The following is a 20,142-nucleotide window of genomic DNA, read 5'->3' as shown; positions in this document are numbered from 1 at the left end:
TTCATGGACATGCCGGGCCCGGATCATCACATCAGATCGTTAGCAACCACAAGCACGCGCTGGAGCGCCTGAGATGAATTTGAAGATTGCAGCCATCGCCGGAGACGGCATCGGACCCGAAGTCCTGTCGGAGGCCCTGCAGGCCCTTCGCCTGCTGTGCGACCAGGAAGGGGTCGACCTGTCCGTTGACGAGTTCCCCTTCGGCGCCGACCACTATCTGAGCACTGGCGAACTGCTGCCCGACGCCTTCGTCGGGCGCGTTCGCGACGACTACCACGCCGTTCTGTTCGGCGCGGTCGGCGACCCGCGCATCCGGGACGACGCCTACGGTCGCGGCATCCTGCTGCGGCTGCGGCAGGAGCTGGACCTCTACGTCAACTACCGCCCCTATGCGTTCAGAGCGCTCAACGGCCTGTTCCGCGAGCAGCTGCTGGACTGCGTGGTGTTCCGGGAGAACACCGAGGATGTCTACACCGCCAGCGGCGGCCTCCTGTCCCGCGGCGGCCGCAACGTCCTGGCGATCGAGAACGCCATCTTCACGCGTGAAGCGGTGGAGCGCATCGTGCGCTGCGCCTTCCGCCATGCGGCCACCGAAGGCCGGCGCAGCGTGATGCTCTGCGACAAGGGCAATGCGATGAAGTTCGCCGGCGCTCTGTGGCGCGAGGTCTTCCGCGACGTCGCCGCCGAGCACCCCGGCATCGAGGCCCGGCACATGTACATCGACGCCGCCTGCATGGAGCTCGTGCGCGACCCGGGCCGCTTCGACGTGGTGGTGGCCTCGAATCTCTTCGGCGACATCCTCTCGGACCTGGCCGCGCAGATGGCCGGCGGAATCGGCTTCAGTCCCTCCGCCAACCGCAATCCCGATCACCCCCATTTCCTGGGGCTGTACGAGCCCGTGCACGGCAGCGCGCCGGACATCGCCGGCCAGGGCCTCGCCAACCCGGCCGGCGCGCTGCTGAGCGTCGCGCTGCTGCTGCGCGACCACGGCCTCAAGACGGCGCACGACCGGATGGTCCAGGCCGTCACCGCCACCGTGGCTTCAGGCCTGCGGACCCGCGACGCGGGCGGGCAGGCCAGCACGGCGGCGTTCGGCGCGGCCGTGCGCCGCCAGCTCAGCGCCTGAGCCACCCGCCTCACCCCACCTCCATTTCGACTCAGCAATCAAGACATCATGAAGATTTCCGGACGAGCCCTGATCTACGGTGACGACATCAACACCGACGTCATCATCCCCTCGCGTTACTGCGGCAGCACCGATGCCGCCGAGCTGGGCAAGCATTGCTTTGCCAACCTGGACCCGGACTTCCACCAGAAGGCCGCCAACGCCAGCATCCTGGTGGTGGGCCGCAACTTCGGCTGCGGGTCCTCGCGCGAGCACGCCCCGCTGGCCATCCTCGGGGCCGGCATCCAGTGCGTGATCGGCCGCAGCTTTGCACGCATCTATTTCCGCAACTCGATCAACATCGGCCTGCCGCTGTTCGAGTGCCCCGAGCTCGTCGACGAGGTGCTGGCCGGCGACGAACTGCACATCGACTTCGAGCAGGGGTCCTGCCTCGTCGGCAGGTCCGGCGCCCGCTTCGAGATTCCGCGCTTCCCCCACCCGATCGACGCCATCTTCAAGCATGGCGGCCTCATCGGCTATTACCAGGCCACCGCGAACGGGGTGGCCGGATGAGCCGAGGGCAGAGACAGGCCGTGCACTCGGCGGCCAAGAACTGGCTGGCCCTGCTGGCCCTCGCGGCCTCGGCGTGGACCGCCGGCGCGGCCGAGCCAGCTGGCGTGGCGGGCCTCGATGGCCAGCGCCTGGCCCAGGCCGCCGCCGAGCCACAGAACTGGCTGAGCTACTACGGCAGCCAGGCGGCGTGGAGCTACAGCCCGCTGGACCAGGTGAACCGCGGCAATGTTGCGCGGCTGGCGCCGGCCTGGGCCTTCGCGACAGGCTCCACCTCGGGCCTGACCTCGGCCCCGGTAGTCGTCGACGGTGTCATGTACCTGCATGCGCCGCGCAACCGGGTGTTCGCGCTCGATGCCACCAACGGTCAGCTGAAGTGGACCTACGAGCACAAGCTCGGCAACACCGACAACATCTTCGAAGGCGTGCGCGGCCTGGCGGTCGCCTACGGCCAGGTCTACATCGGCACGCTGGACAACCACGTCGTCGCACTCGACGCCGCGACCGGCCTGCCCCGCTGGTCGGTGCAGTCGGTGGATCCGCGGCAGTGCGGCTGCAACATCACCGCTGCGCCCTTGCTGGTCAAGGACATGGTCGTCGTGGGCAGCAGTGGCGGAGACAACAAGAACCGCGGCTACATCCATGCCTTCGACGCCCGGACCGGCAAGCTCCGCTGGCGTTTCTGGACCATTCCCGCACCCGGCGAACCTGGCAGCGAGACCTGGGCCGGCGACTCCTGGCGCTTCGGCGGCGCAGCGGCCTGGTACACCGGCTCCTTCGATCCGCAGCTCAACCTCATCTACTGGGGCGTCGGCAATCCCTCCTCGGACTACTACGGCGGCCATCGCAAGGGCGACAACCTCTACGCCGCCTCGCTGGTGGCGCTGGACGCGGACACGGGACAGCTGCGCTGGCACTACCAGGAGGTGCCGCATGACCTGTACGACTATGGCGCGATCTTCGAGCCGGTGCTGATCGACCTCGTCGACGAGGCCGGCGGTGCGCGCATCCCCGCCGTGGTCCACCCGAACAAGAGCGGCTACACCTATGTGCTGGACCGGCGTGATGGCCGGCTCCTCAATGCCTGGTCGCATGCCGAGTCCATCAACTGGAGCGGCGGGCTGGATCCCCGCGGCCGCCCCGTCAAACCGCTGGTGCCGTCGACCGAGCACCCGACCCTGGTCTGCCCCAGCAACTTCGGCTCGCGCAGCGTCAACCACTCGGCCTACAGCCCACGCACCGGCCTCTGGTACAACACCTCGTTCGAGATCTGCGGGCTCGTGACCGTGCGCCCCGAAGTGCCCGCCAAGGAAGGCGCCTGGTGGTTCTCGGGCAGCACCGAGCTCGTGCGTGCCGAGGGCCATGCGCCCTTCATCGGCGCCTTCGATCCGCGCACCGGACAGCGCAAGTGGGCCCGCCCGACGGACTCCATCAACCTGTCCTCCCTCCTCGCGACCGGGGGCGACCTGCTCTTCGGCGGCGACGTATACGGCAATGCCTGGGCCCTCGATGCGGAGACCGGCGAGCAGCTGTGGTCCTTCCCCACGGGCGGCGCCATCACGAGCTCGCCCATCACCTTCTCGGTGAACGGCCGGCAGTACGTCGCACTCGGCTCCGGCGCCGGCGTCGAGGCCTCCTACCTCGTGCCCAAGCTCTGGCCGGAGAAGGCGCACCAGGTGCCCCGCGGCGCGTCCACGCTGTTCGTCTTCGCCCTCGACGGCAACACCCATCGCTAGCCCACCATGCGTCAACTCCTCACTTCACTGTCTGGGTCGCTGGCGGGCGCGGCCGCCCTGCTCTGCCTGCCGGTCGCCGCACTGGCGGTCGATACCAAGACCGGCCCTCGCGTCGACGGCGCCGAGCTGTTCAATCGCAGCTGCGGCAATTCCCACTGCCACGGAACGAACGGCACCGGCGCCGGCGGGCCGGCGCTGCGCGGCCGCTCGCTGACGCCGGAGCGCATTGCGGACGTCCTCGCCAAGGGCATCCCCGGCACGCGCATGCGGGCTTTCGCCCAGGAGCTCAGCCCGGCCGAGATCTCGCTGATGGTGAGCTTCATCACCGGACGGCCGCCCGCGGCGGCCACCGCAAGGACCGCCACGCCCACGGGCGCGGCCACGCCCGTGGCCCTGCGCCCCGCCGACCGCCAGCGGGACGACACCCGTCAGGCTGCTGAGCGGCGAGGCGAGCGGCTGTTCTTCGACACCGCACGCGACCATCGCTGCGCCGCCTGCCATACCTACTTCGGACGCGGAGGCGTCTCGGCGGCGGACCTCACGGGCGCAGCGAACTGGACCTCGAAGCAGCTGAGCGAGGCCATCACGAACCCCGCGCCCGCCAAGGACGGCAAGAGCCGCGCCGTGCGGCTGACCCTGCGCGACGGCAGCAGCGCATCCGGCCTGCTGCAGTCGACCTCGCCAGGCGTCGTCCAGATCGCCGATGTCGGTGACTTCCCGGTCGTGCAGCGCTGGTTCGCCACCTCGGCCCTCGCCGAACAGCAGGCGCTGGCGCCGTCCGCGCTGCCGGTGCACGGCCGCCCGCCGCTCTCGGCCGACGAGCTGGGCGATGTCGTCGCCTATCTCCAGTCCCATGACCTGGCCGGCACGAAGCCGGTTCGCAAGGCGCAGACCGGGGCCAGCGCGCCCGGAGGGCAGTGACGTGAGGCCACGGACACCTTCCCCTCTCGCCTGTCGGGTGCTGACCCTGCCCGCCCTCGCGCTCTGGTCAGCCCTCGCGATGGCCAGCGAGACGCCGACAGATCCGGGCAAGCCGGGTTTCGAGGGCGGCAGCGTGAGCTACCACTTCCGCAGCTTCGCCGATGTGCAGGACATCGAGGGCGTGCTCCGTCGGCATGCGCTGACAGCCAATCTGCGCGTGTTGATGGACAGCGGACTCACGCCCGGGCCGGCCGGTCTGGGCTTCAACGCGAGCCTCTTCGTGGGGGCCGACGTGGGCAGCAGCAGCACGGCGGGCAATATGGCGCACATCAGAACGGACTGGACCCGCTCGGACCAGCCGGCCTGGGCCTACCTGGGCGAGTACGGCGTGCGGCTCAAGGGGGACGACTACCTCCTCCGCTACGGCGTGCAGACCTACAGCAATCCCTACCTGGAAAGCAAGGACAACCGCGGCCTGCCGCCCACCTTCCGCGGACTGGCCGGCGTCTACACCCCGGCCGAGAACTGGCGGGTCGAGCTCGGGTCGGTGGACTCCGTGTATGCACGTGGCATGGCGGCGCGCACGCCGCTGACCACCACCTACGGCAACACGCCCGTGCGGCGGCTGGACTTCGTCGGCGTCGCCTACGAAGCGCAGGACGGCCGCAGCGGCTCGCTGTACGCCGCCCATGCCCAGGATGTCTGGACGCAGTGGTTCGCGTCGGGCGCGGCCGGGGTCGGAGACCCGCAGGTCCTGCAGCTCAAGGGCAATGTCGCGGCCTACTTCACCCGCAGCACGGGCCGGGCCCTGCAAGGTCGGATCCATACCAATGCTTACAGCTTCTCGCTGTCGCCCACCCGCGGCCCCTACAGCGTCACCCTCGGTTTCCAGCACATCCAAGGCGACCAGTTCTTTGACTACCTCAGCGAGTCCTGGGGCATCGCCCTGGCCAATGCCTATGGTGCCGACTACAACGCCCCCAACGAGCGCTCGCTGATGCTGAGCTTCTCGCTGGATGGCGCGGGGGTCGGCCTGGCGGGCCTCAAGGCCACGCTGTGGCGCGGCCAGGGCTGGGGTGCCGATGCCTCGGTGGGCGCGCAGCCGTTCCGGAGTCCCGATGCGGCCCTGCATGCCCTCTACTGGAAGCAGGGGCAGCCGGTGCAGGGCAAGCACCGCGAGGCGGGTCTCTACCTGGAATATGCCGCGCCGCCGAGCTGGGCCAGGGAGCTTCGCCTGAAGCTCATCGCCATGCAGCACTGGAGCACGCAGCGCTATTCGGAAGACCCGTTCTACGAGGTCAAGTTCACCGTGGACAAGAAGTTCTGAGCGCCGCCATGCTCGCCCTCACCCCGCCCTGCCGACACCCGGCGCCCAGCGCCCGGCCCGCTGGGCGCTTGCCTTCAGCGCCCCAGCAGCTCGGAGAGCACCTGCTGCGTGTGCTCGCCGACCTTGGCGAGCGGGAAGCGCACGCCGGGGCGCCGGCCGCCCATCAGCACCGGGAGCAGCACCACCTGGGTGGCGCTCCCCTCGTCGGTGGTGATGTCCGCCAGGCTGCCGTTGGCGATCAGGTGCGGATCGTCGAAGAGCTGGTCCGGGCGCATGATGCGCGCATACGGCAGGCCCTCCTTCTCCAGCGCCTCGGCGAGCGGATCGCTGCGGAAGGTGGCCAGCGTCTCGGCCAGTTGCGCCAGCATGTGCGGCCGCGCCGCCACGCGCAGGGCATTGCTCGCGAGCGCCGGATCCTCGGCCAGGTCAGGACGGCCGATCACGCGGCACAGCGCCTGGAACTGCTTGTCGCTGGTCGCGGCGATGAAGAGCTGCTCGTCACCCGCGACGGTGAAGATGTCGTACACGCTCCAGGCCGCCGCACGTGCCGGCATGGGCGGCGGCGGCTCACCCGTCATCAGGTACTGCTGCATGTGCTGCTGCACGAGGAAGACGCAGTTCTCGAACAGCGCGCTCTGGATCTCCTGGCCGCGGCCGGTGCGCTCGCGCTCGTGCAGGGCCGCCAGCACACCGATGGCGCCGAACATGCCTCCGGCGATGTCGTTGACGCTGGTGCCGGCCCGCAGCGGCCGGCCCGGCGGCCCGGTCATGTAGGACAGGCCCGCCATCATCTGCACGACTTCATCGAGCGCCGTGCGCTGCTCATAGGGGCCGGGCAGGAAGCCCTTGTGGGACACATAGATCAGCCGGGGATGCAAGGCGGACAGCGAGGCGTAATCCAGTCCGAAGCGCGCCATGAGGCCCGGCCTGAAGTTCTCGAGCAGCACATCGCACTGCCCGATGAGATCACGGGCCGTGGCCTGGCCCTCGGCCGTCTGGATGTCCAGGACGATGCTCTTCTTGTTCCGGTTGAAGCTGCGGAAGAAGCCCATGCCCAGACCGGGCAGCTGGCGTGTCTTGTCGCCGCCCGGAGGCTCGACGCGGATCACCTCAGCGCCCAGATCAGCCAGGATGAGCCCGCAGGTCGGGCCCATCACCATGTGCGTGAACTCGATGACGCGAAGGCCTTCCAGCGGCAATGCGCTGCGCTCGGTGGTTTCCATGGAGTGCTTGTGGAGCAGGAGGTTTTCTTGGCTGGCACCGGAGCCGACACGGAGGCTCCGCCGGACTTGCAGCGCAGGACCGGCCGGGCGGGCGCCGGGATGCCTGGACAACAGCAAGGTCGCCGATGCGGCGACAACAAGCGAGCAAGATAGCATGAAAGCAATCCCGTCACCTTTGGACGTTAAGAACGCGTTCCCTCTCGATGGACAGGCCGCACGTCAGCTGCTGGCGCAGTCCCGGTCCGCCGTGGGCAGGCGCCTGAGGGGCGCCGAGCGGCGCCCGCTCGTGGTCGTCCGAGGGCCCGATGTGTGCACCTCGTCCGCCTTCATGCAATTCGCCTGGCGGCTGCGAGAGGAGCGTCTCGCAGCCGCTGGCAGCGCCGAGCTGATGCTGGGCGTTGATCTGCGGAATTGGCTGGTCAATTGCGCGTCTGGCAGGAACCCGGAGGAGTTGATGTATCTGGCGCGCCGCAAGATGATCGACGCGCTGGACACCGGGCTTCCGCTGGCGCTGTACCTGGACGACCCTCTGTCCTGGCAGTACTTCAATGACCTCGCCTCGTGGTCGTCCCTGGATGCCAGCGTCACGGAGAGCCAGGTGCATCGGGAGTTGGCCTCGGGCCTGCCGTCGGCGGTGGGCTTCAACTGCAGGACCCACGAGCAGTCCATCCAGGTGGCCGTGGACGCCGTGCGCGCGGCGTCCCGTCCGCACCACTTCATCGCCCTGGGCCCGAGCGGCGGCTGTGCCACGGTGCAGACGCGCGGCAACCCCGACTGCCACGTCGCGGTGAGCGGCCTGCAAGATCTGCAGGCGCTGGAAGGCGTGGCAGGCCGGGTGGCGCAGCTGGGCGACCATGGCCTGCCGGGAGCGGTGTTCCTCGAATGCGCCGGCGACGCGCGCCTCGCGGATGCAGCGGTGAAGGCGCTGGCCGAGGGCACGACGGACGGCCGGCTCATCGGCCTGGGCCTCACGGTGTCGACCGGGCTGGAACCCGGCGAGGCGGAACCTGAATCGGCGCTGCGCTGGGAGCGGTGCAAGACCTTGCTGCAGGACATCCGCGGCCTGCACGAGCGCTGGCATTCCCTGGCCTAGCGGGCCGCCCAGGACCCGCCACGCGCTGCCCCCCTTTGCTCCCGCGTCCCACGACGCGCCTCCTCTCGATGCCGCTGCTTGCCCCATGAGGTCTACTGCCTGTCTCTTCCTTCCCTGCACGCTCTGGCTGTGCGTCCCCTCGGCCTCGGCGGATGTCGAGGTCCAGACCCCCGTGATGGTGAAAGGCCTCAGCACGGACCAGAAGCAGCTTGACGTCCCCTTCGCCGTCAGCGTCGTCGATGCGCAGGCGCTGCGCCAGTCCGGCCCCATGTGGAACCTGGCCGAGGCGATGGCGCGGGTGCCTGGTCTGCTCGTCGCCGACCGGGGCAACTACGCACAGGACCAGCAGATCAGCTCCCGAGGCTTCGGCGCGCGCTCCAGCTTCGGCGTGCGCGGTCTGCGCCTGTACACGGACGGCATCCCCGCCACCATGCCTGATGGGCAGGGGCAGGTGGCGCATTTCGACCTGGCAGGTACCGCGCGGCTGGAGGTGGTGCGCGGCCCGCACGCGGTGCTCTACGGGGCCAGCTCGGGCGGCGTCATCGCATTGACTTCGCAGGCGATCCGCGATCGCCGGCTCGAACTCAACGTCGACGGCAACAGCGAGGGCGCCCACCAGGCCCGGGTGGCCCTGGCATCGCCACTGCCTTCGCCGGCGGGTGCACTGACCCTGCAGGCCAGCGCCTCCCGGCTGCATGTCGCCGGCTTCCGACCGCAGAGCGCGGCCACGCGCCAGCTCGCCCACCTGCGCCTGGGCTGGCAGGGCGAGCAGGACCGCCTGAACGTCGCGCTGTCCCAGCATGAGCAGGACGCGCAGGATCCGCTGGGCCTGCCCTTCCCGCCCGCCGGGATCGATCCTCACGCGACGACACCTGAGGCGCTGCAGTTCGACACGCGCAAGTCGGTCCACCAGCGACAGCTGGGCATGAGCTGGGTCCATGACTTCCACGACAGCGGGCCGCTGCGCCAGTCCTCGCTGGCCGCCTATGCGGGATCGCGCGGCATCCTGCAGTTCCTGGCCATCCCGGCGGCGACGCAGGCGAACCCGCGCCATGGCGGCGGCGTCGTGCAGGTGGACCGGCACTACGAAGGGCTGGAGGCCAAGGCGAGCTTCGGCGCCGGCGCAGCGGAGCTGGTGGTGGGCACCGCGCTGGAGCGCCAGGACGACGCCCGCAAAGGCTATGAGAACTTCACGCGGGTCGACCGTGCACTCGTGCTGGGCACGATGGGCGCCCTGCGTCGCGACGAACGGAACCAGGCCGCGACCGCCGACCTGTTCTTCGAGGCCCGCTACGACTGGAGCCCGGCCTGGAGCGCCACCCTCGGGGCCCGCACCGGGCACCTGGACGTCGAGGTGCGGGACGCCTACGTGGTACCGCCCGGCAACATCGACGACTCCGGCCGCCGCCGCTTCAGCTACACCAACCCGACCGCGGCCCTGGGCTATGCCCTGCGGCCGGACTGGAAGCTGTACGCCAGCCTGGCCCGGGGCTACGAAACCCCGACGCTGGCCGAGCTGGCCTACGGACCGGGGGACGGCGGCTTCAACCGGACACTGCAGGGCCAGCGCAGCACCCAGGGCGAGCTGGGCAGCAAGTACAGGACAGCCGCGCTCGAATGGGACGCCGTGCTGTTCCACACCCGGACCACGGACGAAATCGGCGTGCTCAGCAACGCGGCCGGGCGGGCGACCTACCAGAACATCGGACGCACCCTGAGGTACGGCGCCGAGTTCAGCGGACAGTGGCAGCTCCACCCGGGATGGCGCCTGAGCTGGGCATGGACCGCCCTGAGCGCCAGCAACAGGGATGGTTTCGAGACCTGCACCGGCGCGCCCTGCCCCAGCGCCAGCCTGCCCAAGGTCCAGGTTGCCTCGGGGCAGCGCCTCGTCGGGACCCAGGCGCGGACGGCCTGGGTGGGCGTCGCTTGGCAGCCGCGGTGGATGCCGGGCGAGCTGGGCATGGAGTGGCGCGGCCAGTCCCGCACCCCAGTCAGCGACGCCCGCCCCGTGTCCGCCGCCGGCTTTGGCATCACCCATCTGCGCTGGAGCCGGACCCTCGCGATGGACGATGGCAGCGAATGGCAGGCCCAGGTCCGGGTGGACAACGTGCTCAACCGGGCCTATGCCGGCACCGTCATCGTCAACGACGGGAATGGCCGCTTCCTGGAGCCTGGAGCGCCGCGCACGCTGTCGCTGTCAGTGCGATGGACCCGGCGCCTGTGAGCCAGGCGTCCGGCACCGCGAGAGGGCGGCGTCAGCAGGAAGGCAAGGGCCGCGGCAGCGGCAACACCTGACCCCGCCGTACCCGGTGTTTTCAAAGGGTGGTTCGGGACTGCTTGCGCAGGCCCGGGCGAGTCCCTTCAAAATAGCGGCTCGAACTCCGGCACCCCCCTGCCCGCACTGCCATGATGTCCTACCTGCACACCATGGTCCGCGTCACCGACCTGGACCAGTCCCTGAAGTTCTACCGCGACGCCCTGGGCCTGCGCGAGGTGCGCCGCACCGAGCACGAGACCGGCCGCTTCACCCTGGTCTACCTGGCCGCTCCGGGCAACGCCGACGGCCCCTTCCAGCCCCAGGTGGAGCTGACCTACAACTGGCCCGCCCCCGACGGCACGACCGAGACCTACACCGGCGGCCGCAACTTCGGCCACCTGGCCTTTGCCGTGGACGACATCTACGCCGCCTGCCAGCGCCTGGCAGACCACGGCGTGACGATTTCCCGCCCGCCCCGGGACGGCCGCATGGCCTTCGTGCGATCCCCCGACAACATCTCCGTCGAGTTGCTGCAGAATGGACCCGCCCTGGCTCCTGCCGAGCCCTGGGTGTCCATGCCCAATACCGGCAGCTGGTGATCCACCGGGGCCGGCGCAGCAGCTTCGAAGGAGTGTCATGCCGGCCCGCTTCCACCGTCCTTCCTCCCTTGCCGCCACCGCCCTGCTGGCCCTGCTGATCGCGGGAACGGCGCAGGCGCAGGGCAAGCTGCTCCTCACGGGCGGCGTCAGCAGCATCGACGGCGCGGCCGGCGGCGGCCTCACGCCCTGGGCCCTCATCGGCAGCTATGCCGCGCCGGGCGAGGTCGGCGCCACCGCCTTCGCCACCCGGGTCCACACCCAGGACTACGGCCTGACAGTCTATGGCGCGGCCCTGGGCCTGCACGACCGCTTCGAGCTGTCCCTCGCCCGCCAGGACTTCAGCACCGGCCCCACCGGCACCGCCCTGGGCCTGCCGGGCCTGCACCTGAAGCAGGACATCTTCGGCGCCAAATGGCGCATCGCCGGCGATGCCATCCTGGACAGCGACCGCTGGATGCCCCAGCTGAGCCTGGGCCTGGAGCACAAGCGCAGCCATGCGGGCGATCTCGCCCCCACGCTGGCCAGCCTGGGCACCCGCGCAAATGACACCGAGCTCTACCTCAGCGCCACCAAACTGCTGCTGCGCCAGAGCACCCTGCTGAACCTGACGCTGCGCGCCACCCGGGCCAACCAGAACGGCCTGCTGGGCTTCGGCGGCACGGCCAGCAGCCGCTTCAGCCTGCGGCCCGAGCTGTCCATGGCCTACCTGGTCAACCGGCGGCTGGCCGTGGGGGTGGAGTACCGCGCCAAGCCGGACAAGCTCAACCCTTCGGCCCTGGGCGCGGGCCTGGCCGAGCAGGACTGGAAGGATCTGTTCATCGCCTGGGCGCCGAGCAAGCAGTTCTCGCTGACCGCCGCCTATGTGGACCTGGGCGCCATCGTGCCCGGCGTTGTGCCGCGCCGGCAGACCGGGCTCTACCTCTCGGCCCAGATCGCCTACTAGCTCAGGGACTGAGCCACCATCAACAGGGATTGCTGCCGCATGAAAGCCCTTGCCCCTCTCGCCCTGGCCCTGCTGTGCGCCCTGCAGGCCATGCCCGCGCGCGCCGACGACAGCCTCTACACCCAGCTGGGCGGCAAGCCCGCGCTGGAGGCGGTGGTCGACGGCCTGCTGCAGCGCGCCACGCAGGACGCCCGCATCAAGGACTTCTTCAAGGAGACCAACCTCAAGTTCCTGCGCACCCAGCTGGTGGACCAGCTGTGCGCGGTGACAGGCGGGCCCTGCCGCTACGAGGGCGAGACCATGAAGAACGCGCACGCGGCCATGGGCCTGAACCTGGCCCATTTCAATGCCCTGGTCGAAGACCTGCAGGATGCGCTGGACGCCGCCGGCGTGCCCTTCGCCACGCAGGGCCGTCTGCTGGCCCTGCTGGCGCCCATGCACCGGGACATCGTCACCCGCTGAGCGCATCCCGGCCTGTCACGGCCGGCCGGAGGCCTCAGCGCGATTGCCGGGCGGCGGCGGCGCCGTCGTCCTTGATGTGCTTGAGGAAGTAGCGCAGGTAGAAGGCGCCCATGCCCAGGGTGATGGTCAGCACGGTCAGGCTCATCAGGCCCACGTCGCTGGTGAACAGCAGCTCGAATGCTTTCATGGTGGAGTCCGGAGGTCGTTGTTGGAACCCTCATTGAAGGCCTCAGCCGGGGCGCTGTCCTTGCCCTGGCGCAAACGCAGGACGGCCCTTGCCGGCCGGCCCGGCCGGGCTCTGCGCTGGCTCAAGTCCGGCGCCGCCCTGCTGCTGGCGACCGCGCTGCAGCCGGCCCCCGCCGAGCCCTGGGAGCGCCGCCCGGTGCCTGTGCCCAGCCTGGCCGAAGTCGAGCAGGCCTACCGGCGCCACGTGGCAGCGAGCAATGCCGAGATCCTCGAGGAGCTGGGGCCAGCACAGGCGCGCCCGCACCTGGTGCGCATCGTGTCACTGGAAGCCGTGCGCTGTGAATTCCACTCGGGGCGCAGCCATCTGTGCCGCATCGTCGTGAGCATCGAGGCCAATGGCCGCGTCGGCCCGCGCCGGGCCGGTGACGCCCTGATGACCCCGGACGAAGAAGCCGGCTGGAAGCTGCGCCTGCTGCGCAGACCGCGCTAGCTAGCCCGGCGCGGCCAGCAGGCGGTCCCCGGGCTGCAGCTCGCAGGCCGCCTGCGGCGCGAAGCCGCCCTCGCGCTGGATCAGCCCCTCGGCCGACTCGCAGAGGTCGACCCGGCGTGCCGCGGGGAAGCGCTGCAGCAGCCAGTCCATGAGGCCCTGCGGCAGGCTGATGCGCTGGCGCGCGGCGGCCAGGTCTTCATCCGGATGCTCGGCCAGATGAAGCCAGGGGCTGAGGGCCGCCAGCCACAGCCAGGGCCGGCCGGGCAGCTGCAGCACCGTGCCGGCATAGCCCTGCTCGCGCAGCCAGGCCTGGGCCTGGGCCTGGGCACGGTCGCCGGCGCCGCCCCAGGCCGCGGCCAGCAGCTCGGCCAGCCACTGGTTGCAGTTCTGGTAGCGCAGGCCGTAGACATAGGCATTGGCACTGTAGGCCGGATGCAGCAGGTCCAGGGCGCGGGCGTTGTCCAGGGCCAGCGCATGCAGGGCGGCGCTGGCCTCGGGCGGAAGCAGCAGCAGAGCCATGAAGCCCTGCTGGGGCCGCTGGCTGCCGCGCACGAAGGCGGCCAGGCCCTGGTCGAACAGGCGGGGGCGGCCGCTGTCGCAGTCGAAATAGAGCTGGCGCACGGCCCAGGGGCCGGCGGGGTTGTCGCGCAGGGCCAGGCCGGCGTGGGAGTAGCGCTGGCCCCAGCGGCGCAGGTCCAGGCCATCGCGGGCGATGAGGGCCAGGTCTTGCCCGCCGGCCTCCATCAGCTCGCGCAGGGCGGCGCTGAAGCGCAGGGCCCGTGCCTGCTCGGCTGCCGTGGCCTCCCGCTCGCGGGCGCAGAGCAGTTCCGTGGCCGCCCGGCTCGCCAGCGGTGCCAGCAGGCCCAGCAGGAGCGCCAGGGCCGGCAGCCCGCGGCGCCAGGCCGGGTTCACAGCGTCACGGCCCGGCGCTGGAATTCATGGCGCCAGCCCTCTTCCAGGGCCAGGAAGAAGGGCTCCCGGGCGCCCACGCGGGCAAAGGCCAGGCCATAGGCGGGCGCGCTCACGGCGATGCGGTCCCCGCTGCGCAGGGCCTCGCGCTCGCGCAGGGCGGCCGGCAGCAGCAGGCTGAAGCGGCCACCCTCGCCTTCCAGCTGGACGCGCTCCAGGCCGGGGCGGTCCTCGAGGGCGGCGATCTCGACCACGCGGTACTCGCCCGCCGCCACCCGGCGGCCGGTGGAGCTGTTGCTGGAACCCTGGATGGAGTCGGACACGCTGCCCAGCGACTGCGAGGCACCGGCCGAGATCGAGGACACCGAGCTGCTGTCCGCCTGAGCCACCAGAGGCGAGGCTGTCAGGCCCGCAAGGGTCAGGACGGCGAGGAGGGAAAGCGGCTTGGACATGATGATCAGGCAGGCGAAGGAGGGCGAACTCCGGATGCCGGCCAGCATAGCGCCTGCGCGATCAGGAGGCCGCGAGCGGGGTCTCGTCGGGGGCGAACTGCCAGCAGTTGCGGCCCGCGGCCTTGGCGGCGTACATGGCCAGGTCGGCCGCCCGCATAAGACCCTCCACGGTGCGACCATGCTGGGGAAAGCGGGCGATGCCCACGGACACGCCCACCACCACGCTCTGCCCCGCCAGCACCATGGGCTGGCTGACGGCCTCGATCAGGCGCCCGGCCACCAGCTCCAGCTCCTGGGGTCCGGCGGCCTGGTCCAGCAGCAGCACGAACTCGTCGCCGCCCAGGCGGGCCAGGGTGTCGGTGTCGCGCACCAGGGTGCTCATGCGTGCGGCCACCTGGCGCAGCAGGGCGTCACCCTGGGCGTGGCCCACGCTGTCGTTGACGGCCTTGAAGCCGTCCAGGTCCATGTACATGAGGGCCAGCTCGCGGCGCTCGCGGTGCGTCTGGCCCAGCAGGCGGCCCAGGCGCTCCATCAGCAGGCTGCGGTTGGCCAGGCCGGTCAGCGCGTCATGGAAGGCCAGGTGCTGCAGGCGCTCGTCGCGCCGCCGCTGTTCGGTGCCGTCGCTGAAGACGTGCAGCTGGCGCTCCTCGGCCCCGGTGAGGGGATCGCCGGGGATGACGCTCAGGTCCAGCCACTGCAGGAAGGCCTCGCCACTCTTGCGGCGGCGCCACAGCTCGCCCTGCCAGTGGCCCTGGGTGCGCAGGGCCTCCCGGGCCTGGGCCTCCAGCGCCCGGTCGTCGCGGCCCAGCACGTCGGCGGAGCGCCCCATCACGTCCGCGGGCTCGAAGCCGGTGATGGCCGTGAAGGCCGGGTTGACCGACAGGATCAGGCCCTGGGCGTCCGTCACCATCACGGCGTCCACCGTGGCGCTGAAGACCGAGGCCGCCAGCTGCAGCTCACGCTGCGCGGTCTTGAGACTGCTGACGTCGCTGGCCACGGCGAAGATGCCGCGCACCTCGCCGCGGGCGTCGGTGTCCGGCACGTAGTGGACCAGCATCTGGCCCAAGCGCCCGTCCGGCCGGCGGATGCTGCGCTCAAAGGTCTGCACCTGCCCGGCGAGCACGCCCTCGAGGTAGGGGCGCGTGCGCTCGTAGGCCTCGGGTCCCAGGACGTCAGGCACGCTCAGCCGCAGCATGTCCTCGCGGCTTCGGCCGTACCACTCCTCGAAGGAGCGGCTGGCGAAGCGGCAGCTGAGGTCGCGTCGCCAGTAGGCCACCAGGCCGGGCACGGCATCGGTGATGTTGCGCAGCAGGCGGGCGTTCTCCAGCGCCTCCTGGGCAGCGGCGCGCGCCTGGTCGCGGGCCTGCACCAGCTGGGCCTCGAAGACGCGCCGCTCGGTGATGTCCTCCACCATGCCCACGAAGCCGAGGGGCTCGCCGCGCAGGCTCTGCAGCTCCTGGGCCCGGCTGCGCACATGGCGGACCTCGCCACCGGGCCAGACCACGCGGTAGGTCTCGTCAAATGGTTCCTTGCCCCCCTGGCTGCGCTGCGAGGCCTGGCGCACGCGCTCGCGGTCCTCGGGGTGGATGCGCGACAGCCAGGTCTCGTGGCTCACCTGGGCTGGTGCGATCTGGTAGATCTGGCGCCACTGCTCGTTGGTGTAGCCCGACTGCCCGCCGCGGTCCACCTGGAAGACGCCCACGGGCACGCAGTCGCTGAGGCTGCGGAAGCGCTCGGCGCTGAGGGCCAGGGCCTGGGCCGCCTCCTCGCGGGCCGTGATGTCGCGGATGAACTCGGTGACCCCGATCTCGCCGCCGTCGAGGTCGTGCTCGGCCACCAGGGTCACGGAGACCAGCAGGCGCTGCCCGTCCAGGCGCAGCCGCTCGCTCTCGTGGCTCAGGGCCTCGCCGGCGGCCAGGGCCTGGCGGTTGTTCTGCTCGCGGGCCCGGAAGGACTCCGGCACCAGGGAGTCGTGCGAGCGACCCCGCAGCTGCAGCGGCGCCGCGCCGAAGAGCCGCTCGGCCGCGGCATTGGCCCGGCGGATGAGGCCTTGCGTGTCGATGCTGAGGATGGCGTCGGCGCTGTGCTGCAGCAGGGCGGCCGCCCGCGAGGCCTCGGCCATGGCGTGGCGCTCGATGCGCAGGGCGCGACGCCCCTCCAGCATCTGGCTGGCAGCCAGGGCAAGCTGCTGCAGGACCTCGCGCTGCTGATCGTCGAGCTGGCGGGGCTCGCGGTCGATCACGCACAGCGCACCCACGTGCTCGCCGCCGCTGAGCCTCAGCGGCGCACCGGCATAGAAGCGGATGTGGGGCGAGGCCAGCACCAGCGGGCTGTCGGCGAAGCGCGGGTCCAGCCGGGCGTCGGGCACCTCGAACACGGTCTCGCCCAGCACGGCATGGGCACAGAAGGCCGTCTCGCGCGGGGCCTCGTCCAGGCCCTTCAGGCCGACCTGGGCCTTGAACCACTGGCGCTGCGCATCGATCAGGCTGATCGCCGACACCGGCACGCCGCAGACCAGGGCGGCCGTGCGGACCAGGGCGTCGAACTCCGGCTCGGGCGGGCTGTCCAGCACCTGCAGGGCGCGCAGGGCGGCCAGGGCCCGGTCCTCGTCCGATCGAAGAGGGGCGGGAATCATGGCCCGATCATCGGTCATGACCACGCCCCCTTGAAAGGGCCTCCCCACCCTCCCCCGCGGGCGGGGGGCGTGCAGGCTTCACGACCGGGGCCCTTGCGTCAGGGCTTGGCGGCGTCCGGCCAGATCGTCTGCAGCAGCTGGGCCAGGCGGGCGCCGGCGCGCGCCAGCTGCTGGCGGACCAGGGCCTGGCTGCGCGCCTCGTAGTCGGCGGGCAGGGTCACGACCCAGCGCGAGCCGCGCAGGCTGGACTGGCGCTCGCCGAACTGCAGGCCGGCGTACGCGGTCTCGGCCTCGACCATGGTCTCGCTGGCCCACAAGGCGGGCCACTGGGCGGGATCGGCGGCCATGGCCGGCACCTGGCGGGCGGCGGCCGGCAGGGCCGCCAGCTGCTCGGGGCTCAGCTTGCCCGGGGCGTTGTCCCAGTAGGCGTGCAGATTGCCGCCCGGGCCGGTGGGGCCCATCACGGCCAGGGCGTTGCCTCCCACGGTGCGGGCCTGCGGGTCGTCGCCCTGGACGTCGGGGTCGCGCCGCTGCCCTTTCTCGTCGAGGTAGACCGAGCCCACGTGCAGGGGCTGGTGAACGTCGCCCAGGTCATGGACCAGCAGGGCCAGGGCCTCGCGCTCGGTCTGCAGGGCGAAGGGGCCCGGCACGGTGCCACCGGCCAGGCGCTGGCGGGCGGCCTCGAGGGCATAGACGATGTCGTGGTCGCTGGTGCCCACCGAGCCCGGCCTGTAGCGGCCGCGCTCCAGGGCGGGGTTGGTGTAGTGGTACTGCTTGTGGCAGCTCTCCTCGCCGGGCCTGGGTCCGCAGCCCTCGTTGTTGCGCTTGACGTAGTCGCGCATGAGGGCCTCTTCCTCGGGCTTGTTCTCGAAGGGGGCGCACTCGGGGTAGCGGCCGGTGACGGTGTAGCGGAAGTCCTTGGCCGGGTCGATGCCCTTGACGCAATCGGGCCAGACGGCGATGTCGTGCAGGCTCACCCCGCCGAGGATGCGGTTGACTTCGCGCTCGGCCCGCGTGCCCTTGATCAGCTGGGCGGCGATGTCACCGACGGCCGAGTGGCCCGTGGCACCCCAGGCGTGGGCGGCCTGCTGGGGGCCGACGGCCAGGGCGAGGGCCGCGAAGGCGGTTGCCACGGTGGACAGGGCATTCGGATGACGGGACGGTGCGTACGGCATGGCGAGACTTCCTTGACTGCTTTGACTGCTGACCGCCCCCCAACCTGCCACGGCGTGCCAGGTCCCCCGAGGGGGCCAGGGAAACTTGGGCGGTCCGGCGTTTCCTTGAGGGGCGATTCTCGACCAAGTCCATGCCTGCGCCAGGGGTGGATCCCCGGGGCGGCCGATGGCGTGGCGCAGGACGCACAATGCGCCATCCTTCTTTCATCCAGAGTACGCGCCCATGAGCTACATGCTGCTGATCCTCGAACCCCACGGCCAGCGGGCCGATCGCGGCCGGGATGCCGGCGAGCAGGTCTACGAGCGCATGCTGCAGTTCGGTGCCGAGCTGCAGTCCCGCGGCCAGCTGCTGGCCAGCCAGTCGCTGTCGGGCCGCAGCAGCCGCGTGCAGAAGCGCGACGGCAGCCTGAGCATCACCGACGGCCCCTTTGCCGAGAGCAAGGAACTGGTCGGCGGCTTCTTCCTGCTGGACGTGCCCACGCGTGAGGCCGCGCTGGAGATCGCCGCGCGCTGCCCGGCGGCGGAGTGGGCAACGATCGAGGTGCGCGGCGTGGGCCCCTGCTTCGAGGACGCCCTCTGACGGTTGCGCCAAAAAAATTGCTGGCCCGCTGTCGAAATGCGTGGACCGCCTTCGTCGTACAGGCATGAGGCCGCATGGGGCGGCCCGCCACAGGAGACGGACATGCGATTCATGATCATGGTGCGCGCCACCGCGCAGAGCGAGACCGGCGGCACGCCGGACCCCCAGGTGATGCTGGACATGGCGGCCTATCACGAGGCGCTCTCCCGCGCCGGCGTGCTGCTGGACGCCGCGGGCCTCAAGCCCAGCAGCGCCGGCTGGCGCATCGAGCACGGCCCCGAGGGCAGCCGCCTGCTGGACGGCCCCTTCACCGAGTCCAAGGAGCTGATCGCCGGCTACACCCTCATCCAGGTGCGCAGCCGCGACGAAGCCCTGGAATGGGCGCGCCGCTTCCCGGCGCCCTTCGGCGAGGGGCAGGCAGGCTGCATCGAGGTCCGGCCGCTGTATGACCTGGACGACTTCGCCGAGCTGGAAGGCATCCAGCGCTTCAAGGCCCTGGAAGCGGAGCGCCAGGGAGGCCAGGCATGATCAAGATGATCGGACTCATCGTCCTGCTGCTGGCCGGCGTGCTCGTGGCGGCGGCCTTCCGGCCCGACCACTTCCGCGTCGAGCGCCGCCTGCGCATCCAGGCCCCGCCCGATACGGTCTACGGCCTGATCCAGGACCTGCACCAGTTCAACCGCTGGAACCCCTGGCTGCGCAAGGAGCCGGGCGCCCAGGGCGAGTACAGCGGGCCGGCCGCCGGCATCGGCGCCCGCTACGGCTGGCAGGGCAAGGAGCTGGGCCAGGGCAGCATGGAGATCACCGGCCTGCAGCCCGGGCGCGAGGTGCGCCTGCGCCTGGACTTCATCAAGCCCTTCGAGGCCCACAACCAGGCCCTCTTCCAGATCCAGCCGCAGGCCGACGGCAGCTGCGAGCTGAGCTGGGCCATGGAAGGCCCCAGCCCCTACCTCAGCAAGCTGATGGGCCTGATCTTCAACATGGACCGCATGGTCGGCACGGATTTCGAGCAGGGCCTGAAGAACCTGCAGCAGATCGCGGAACAACACTGAGAGGCCCCCGCATGCAGATCAAGTTCAGCCCCCTGCTGGTGCAGGACCAGGACGAGGCCCTGCGCTTCTACACGCAGCAGCTGGGCTTCGAGCCCTGCGCCGACATCCCCATGGGACCCTACCGCTTCCTCACCGTGCGCTCGCCCGAGGGCCTGGCCGGCGTGGAGCTGGTGCTGCAGCCCCTGGGCTTCGAGCCGGCGCGGGTCTACCAGCGTGCCCTCTATGAAGCCGGCATGCCCGCGGCCGCCTTCACCACCGCCGACATCGCGGCCGAGTACGAACGCCTGCGCGAGCGCGGCGTGCGCTTCCGCGAGCCGCCGCGTCCCATGGGCCCGATCATCGGCGCCCTGTTCGAGGACGGCTGCGGCAACCTCATCCACCTGGTCCAGCCGCTGGTGACACCAGAGAGCAAGACCTGACCCCCAGG

21 protein-coding genes are annotated in these 20,142 nt (G+C 70.9%); 15 read left to right on the top strand and 6 right to left on the bottom strand.

Features of this window, described 5'->3' with window-relative positions:
- Positions 1–73 precede the first annotated feature (73 nt).
- The 5 genes from ABDJ40_RS20085 to ABDJ40_RS20065 are packed head-to-tail and all read left to right on the top strand — an operon-like array spanning position 74 to position 5,659.
- Positions 74–1,126: an isocitrate/isopropylmalate dehydrogenase family protein gene (locus tag ABDJ40_RS20085; RefSeq protein ID WP_347612319.1), complete on the top strand. Its 1,053-nt coding sequence runs from the start codon at positions 74–76 to the stop codon at positions 1,124–1,126.
- 48 nt (positions 1,127–1,174) lie between these two features.
- Positions 1,175–1,678 (top strand): LeuD/DmdB family oxidoreductase small subunit, encoded by a 504-nt coding sequence (locus ABDJ40_RS20080; protein WP_347612318.1) that lies wholly within the window; start codon positions 1,175–1,177, stop codon positions 1,676–1,678.
- Complete coding sequence (locus tag ABDJ40_RS20075; RefSeq protein ID WP_347612317.1) at positions 1,675–3,411, top strand: pyrroloquinoline quinone-dependent dehydrogenase; 1,737 nt, start codon at positions 1,675–1,677, stop codon at positions 3,409–3,411. The genes ABDJ40_RS20080 and ABDJ40_RS20075 overlap by 4 nt, the downstream gene beginning before the upstream one ends.
- Positions 3,412–3,417: 6 nt before the next feature.
- Positions 3,418–4,332, top strand: coding sequence for a c-type cytochrome (locus tag ABDJ40_RS20070; RefSeq protein WP_347612316.1), 915 nt, complete (start codon positions 3,418–3,420; stop codon positions 4,330–4,332).
- A gap of 37 nt (positions 4,333–4,369) precedes the next feature.
- Positions 4,370–5,659, top strand: coding sequence for an OprD family outer membrane porin (locus ABDJ40_RS20065; protein WP_347612315.1), 1,290 nt, complete (start codon positions 4,370–4,372; stop codon positions 5,657–5,659).
- Positions 5,660–5,733: 74 nt separating this feature from the next.
- Here ABDJ40_RS20065 and ABDJ40_RS20060 read toward each other — a convergent pair whose 3' ends face one another.
- Positions 5,734–6,882: a CaiB/BaiF CoA transferase family protein gene (locus ABDJ40_RS20060; protein WP_347612313.1), complete on the bottom strand. Its 1,149-nt coding sequence runs from the start codon at positions 6,880–6,882 to the stop codon at positions 5,734–5,736.
- A 454-nt stretch (positions 6,883–7,336) separates the two neighbouring features.
- On the opposite strand from ABDJ40_RS20060, the gene ABDJ40_RS20055 reads away from it, so the two are divergent.
- The 5 genes from ABDJ40_RS20055 (at position 7,337) to ABDJ40_RS20035 (ending at position 12,236) form a co-directional block, all read left to right on the top strand.
- The gene (locus ABDJ40_RS20055) at positions 7,337–7,975 is read left to right on the top strand and encodes a DAHP synthetase I family protein (RefSeq protein ID WP_347612311.1); all 639 of its coding nucleotides are present in this window, start codon (positions 7,337–7,339) and stop codon (positions 7,973–7,975) included.
- Positions 7,976–8,060: 85 nt separating this feature from the next.
- The gene (locus ABDJ40_RS20050; protein ID WP_347612309.1) at positions 8,061–10,199 is read left to right on the top strand and encodes a TonB-dependent receptor family protein; all 2,139 of its coding nucleotides are present in this window, start codon (positions 8,061–8,063) and stop codon (positions 10,197–10,199) included.
- Between the two features lie 185 nt (positions 10,200–10,384).
- Entirely contained in the window at positions 10,385–10,831 is a 447-nt protein-coding gene (locus tag ABDJ40_RS20045; protein ID WP_347612307.1) for a VOC family protein, read from the top strand.
- 37 nt (positions 10,832–10,868) lie between these two features.
- Positions 10,869–11,774, top strand: a complete 906-nt coding sequence (locus ABDJ40_RS20040) for a DUF3034 family protein (RefSeq protein ID WP_347612306.1) — start codon at positions 10,869–10,871, stop codon at positions 11,772–11,774.
- Between the two features lie 39 nt (positions 11,775–11,813).
- Positions 11,814–12,236, top strand: coding sequence for a group I truncated hemoglobin (locus ABDJ40_RS20035; RefSeq protein ID WP_347612304.1), 423 nt, complete (start codon positions 11,814–11,816; stop codon positions 12,234–12,236).
- Between the two features lie 34 nt (positions 12,237–12,270).
- Here the strand turns inward: ABDJ40_RS20035 and ABDJ40_RS20030 are convergent, their stop codons facing one another.
- Complete coding sequence (locus ABDJ40_RS20030; RefSeq protein ID WP_269631293.1) at positions 12,271–12,423, bottom strand: DUF3149 domain-containing protein; 153 nt, start codon at positions 12,421–12,423, stop codon at positions 12,271–12,273.
- A 33-nt stretch (positions 12,424–12,456) separates the two neighbouring features.
- Between ABDJ40_RS20030 and ABDJ40_RS20025 the strand changes: the two genes are divergently transcribed.
- A complete protein-coding gene (locus ABDJ40_RS20025) occupies positions 12,457–12,912 on the top strand; it encodes a hypothetical protein (protein WP_347612302.1) in 456 nt (151 codons plus the stop codon).
- Here the strand turns inward: ABDJ40_RS20025 and ABDJ40_RS20020 are convergent, their stop codons facing one another.
- The 4 genes from ABDJ40_RS20020 to ABDJ40_RS20005 all read right to left on the bottom strand — a co-directional run bounded on the left by ABDJ40_RS20020 (position 12,913) and on the right by ABDJ40_RS20005 (position 18,083).
- Positions 12,913–13,824: a DUF2145 domain-containing protein gene (locus tag ABDJ40_RS20020; RefSeq protein ID WP_347612301.1), complete on the bottom strand. Its 912-nt coding sequence runs from the start codon at positions 13,822–13,824 to the stop codon at positions 12,913–12,915.
- Complete coding sequence (locus tag ABDJ40_RS20015; protein WP_347612299.1) at positions 13,821–14,273, bottom strand: hypothetical protein; 453 nt, start codon at positions 14,271–14,273, stop codon at positions 13,821–13,823. Before ABDJ40_RS20015 ends, ABDJ40_RS20020 begins: the two co-directional genes overlap by 4 nt.
- Positions 14,274–14,334: 61 nt before the next feature.
- The gene (locus ABDJ40_RS20010) at positions 14,335–16,908 is read right to left on the bottom strand and encodes a sensor domain-containing diguanylate cyclase (protein WP_347612297.1); all 2,574 of its coding nucleotides are present in this window, start codon (positions 16,906–16,908) and stop codon (positions 14,335–14,337) included.
- 98 nt (positions 16,909–17,006) lie between these two features.
- Entirely contained in the window at positions 17,007–18,083 is a 1,077-nt protein-coding gene (locus tag ABDJ40_RS20005; RefSeq protein ID WP_347612295.1) for a S1/P1 nuclease, read from the bottom strand.
- Between the two features lie 223 nt (positions 18,084–18,306).
- Here ABDJ40_RS20005 and ABDJ40_RS20000 point away from each other — a divergent pair, with 223 nt between their 5' ends.
- The 4 genes from ABDJ40_RS20000 to ABDJ40_RS19985 all read left to right on the top strand — a co-directional run bounded on the left by ABDJ40_RS20000 (position 18,307) and on the right by ABDJ40_RS19985 (position 20,134).
- Positions 18,307–18,663: a YciI family protein gene (locus ABDJ40_RS20000; protein ID WP_269631287.1), complete on the top strand. Its 357-nt coding sequence runs from the start codon at positions 18,307–18,309 to the stop codon at positions 18,661–18,663.
- 102 nt (positions 18,664–18,765) lie between these two features.
- A complete protein-coding gene (locus tag ABDJ40_RS19995) occupies positions 18,766–19,191 on the top strand; it encodes a YciI family protein (RefSeq protein WP_269631286.1) in 426 nt (141 codons plus the stop codon).
- Positions 19,188–19,715: an SRPBCC family protein gene (locus tag ABDJ40_RS19990; RefSeq protein ID WP_347612294.1), complete on the top strand. Its 528-nt coding sequence runs from the start codon at positions 19,188–19,190 to the stop codon at positions 19,713–19,715. Before ABDJ40_RS19995 ends, ABDJ40_RS19990 begins: the two co-directional genes overlap by 4 nt.
- An 11-nt stretch (positions 19,716–19,726) precedes the next feature.
- A complete protein-coding gene (locus ABDJ40_RS19985; protein ID WP_269631284.1) occupies positions 19,727–20,134 on the top strand; it encodes a VOC family protein in 408 nt (135 codons plus the stop codon).
- Positions 20,135–20,142 lie beyond the last annotated feature (8 nt).

This window comes from Roseateles flavus (genome assembly GCF_039872765.1).
Classification (GTDB): Bacteria; Pseudomonadota; Gammaproteobacteria; order Burkholderiales; family Burkholderiaceae_C; genus Roseateles_B; species Roseateles_B flavus.
This window is presented reverse-complemented; position numbering and strand designations above follow the sequence as displayed.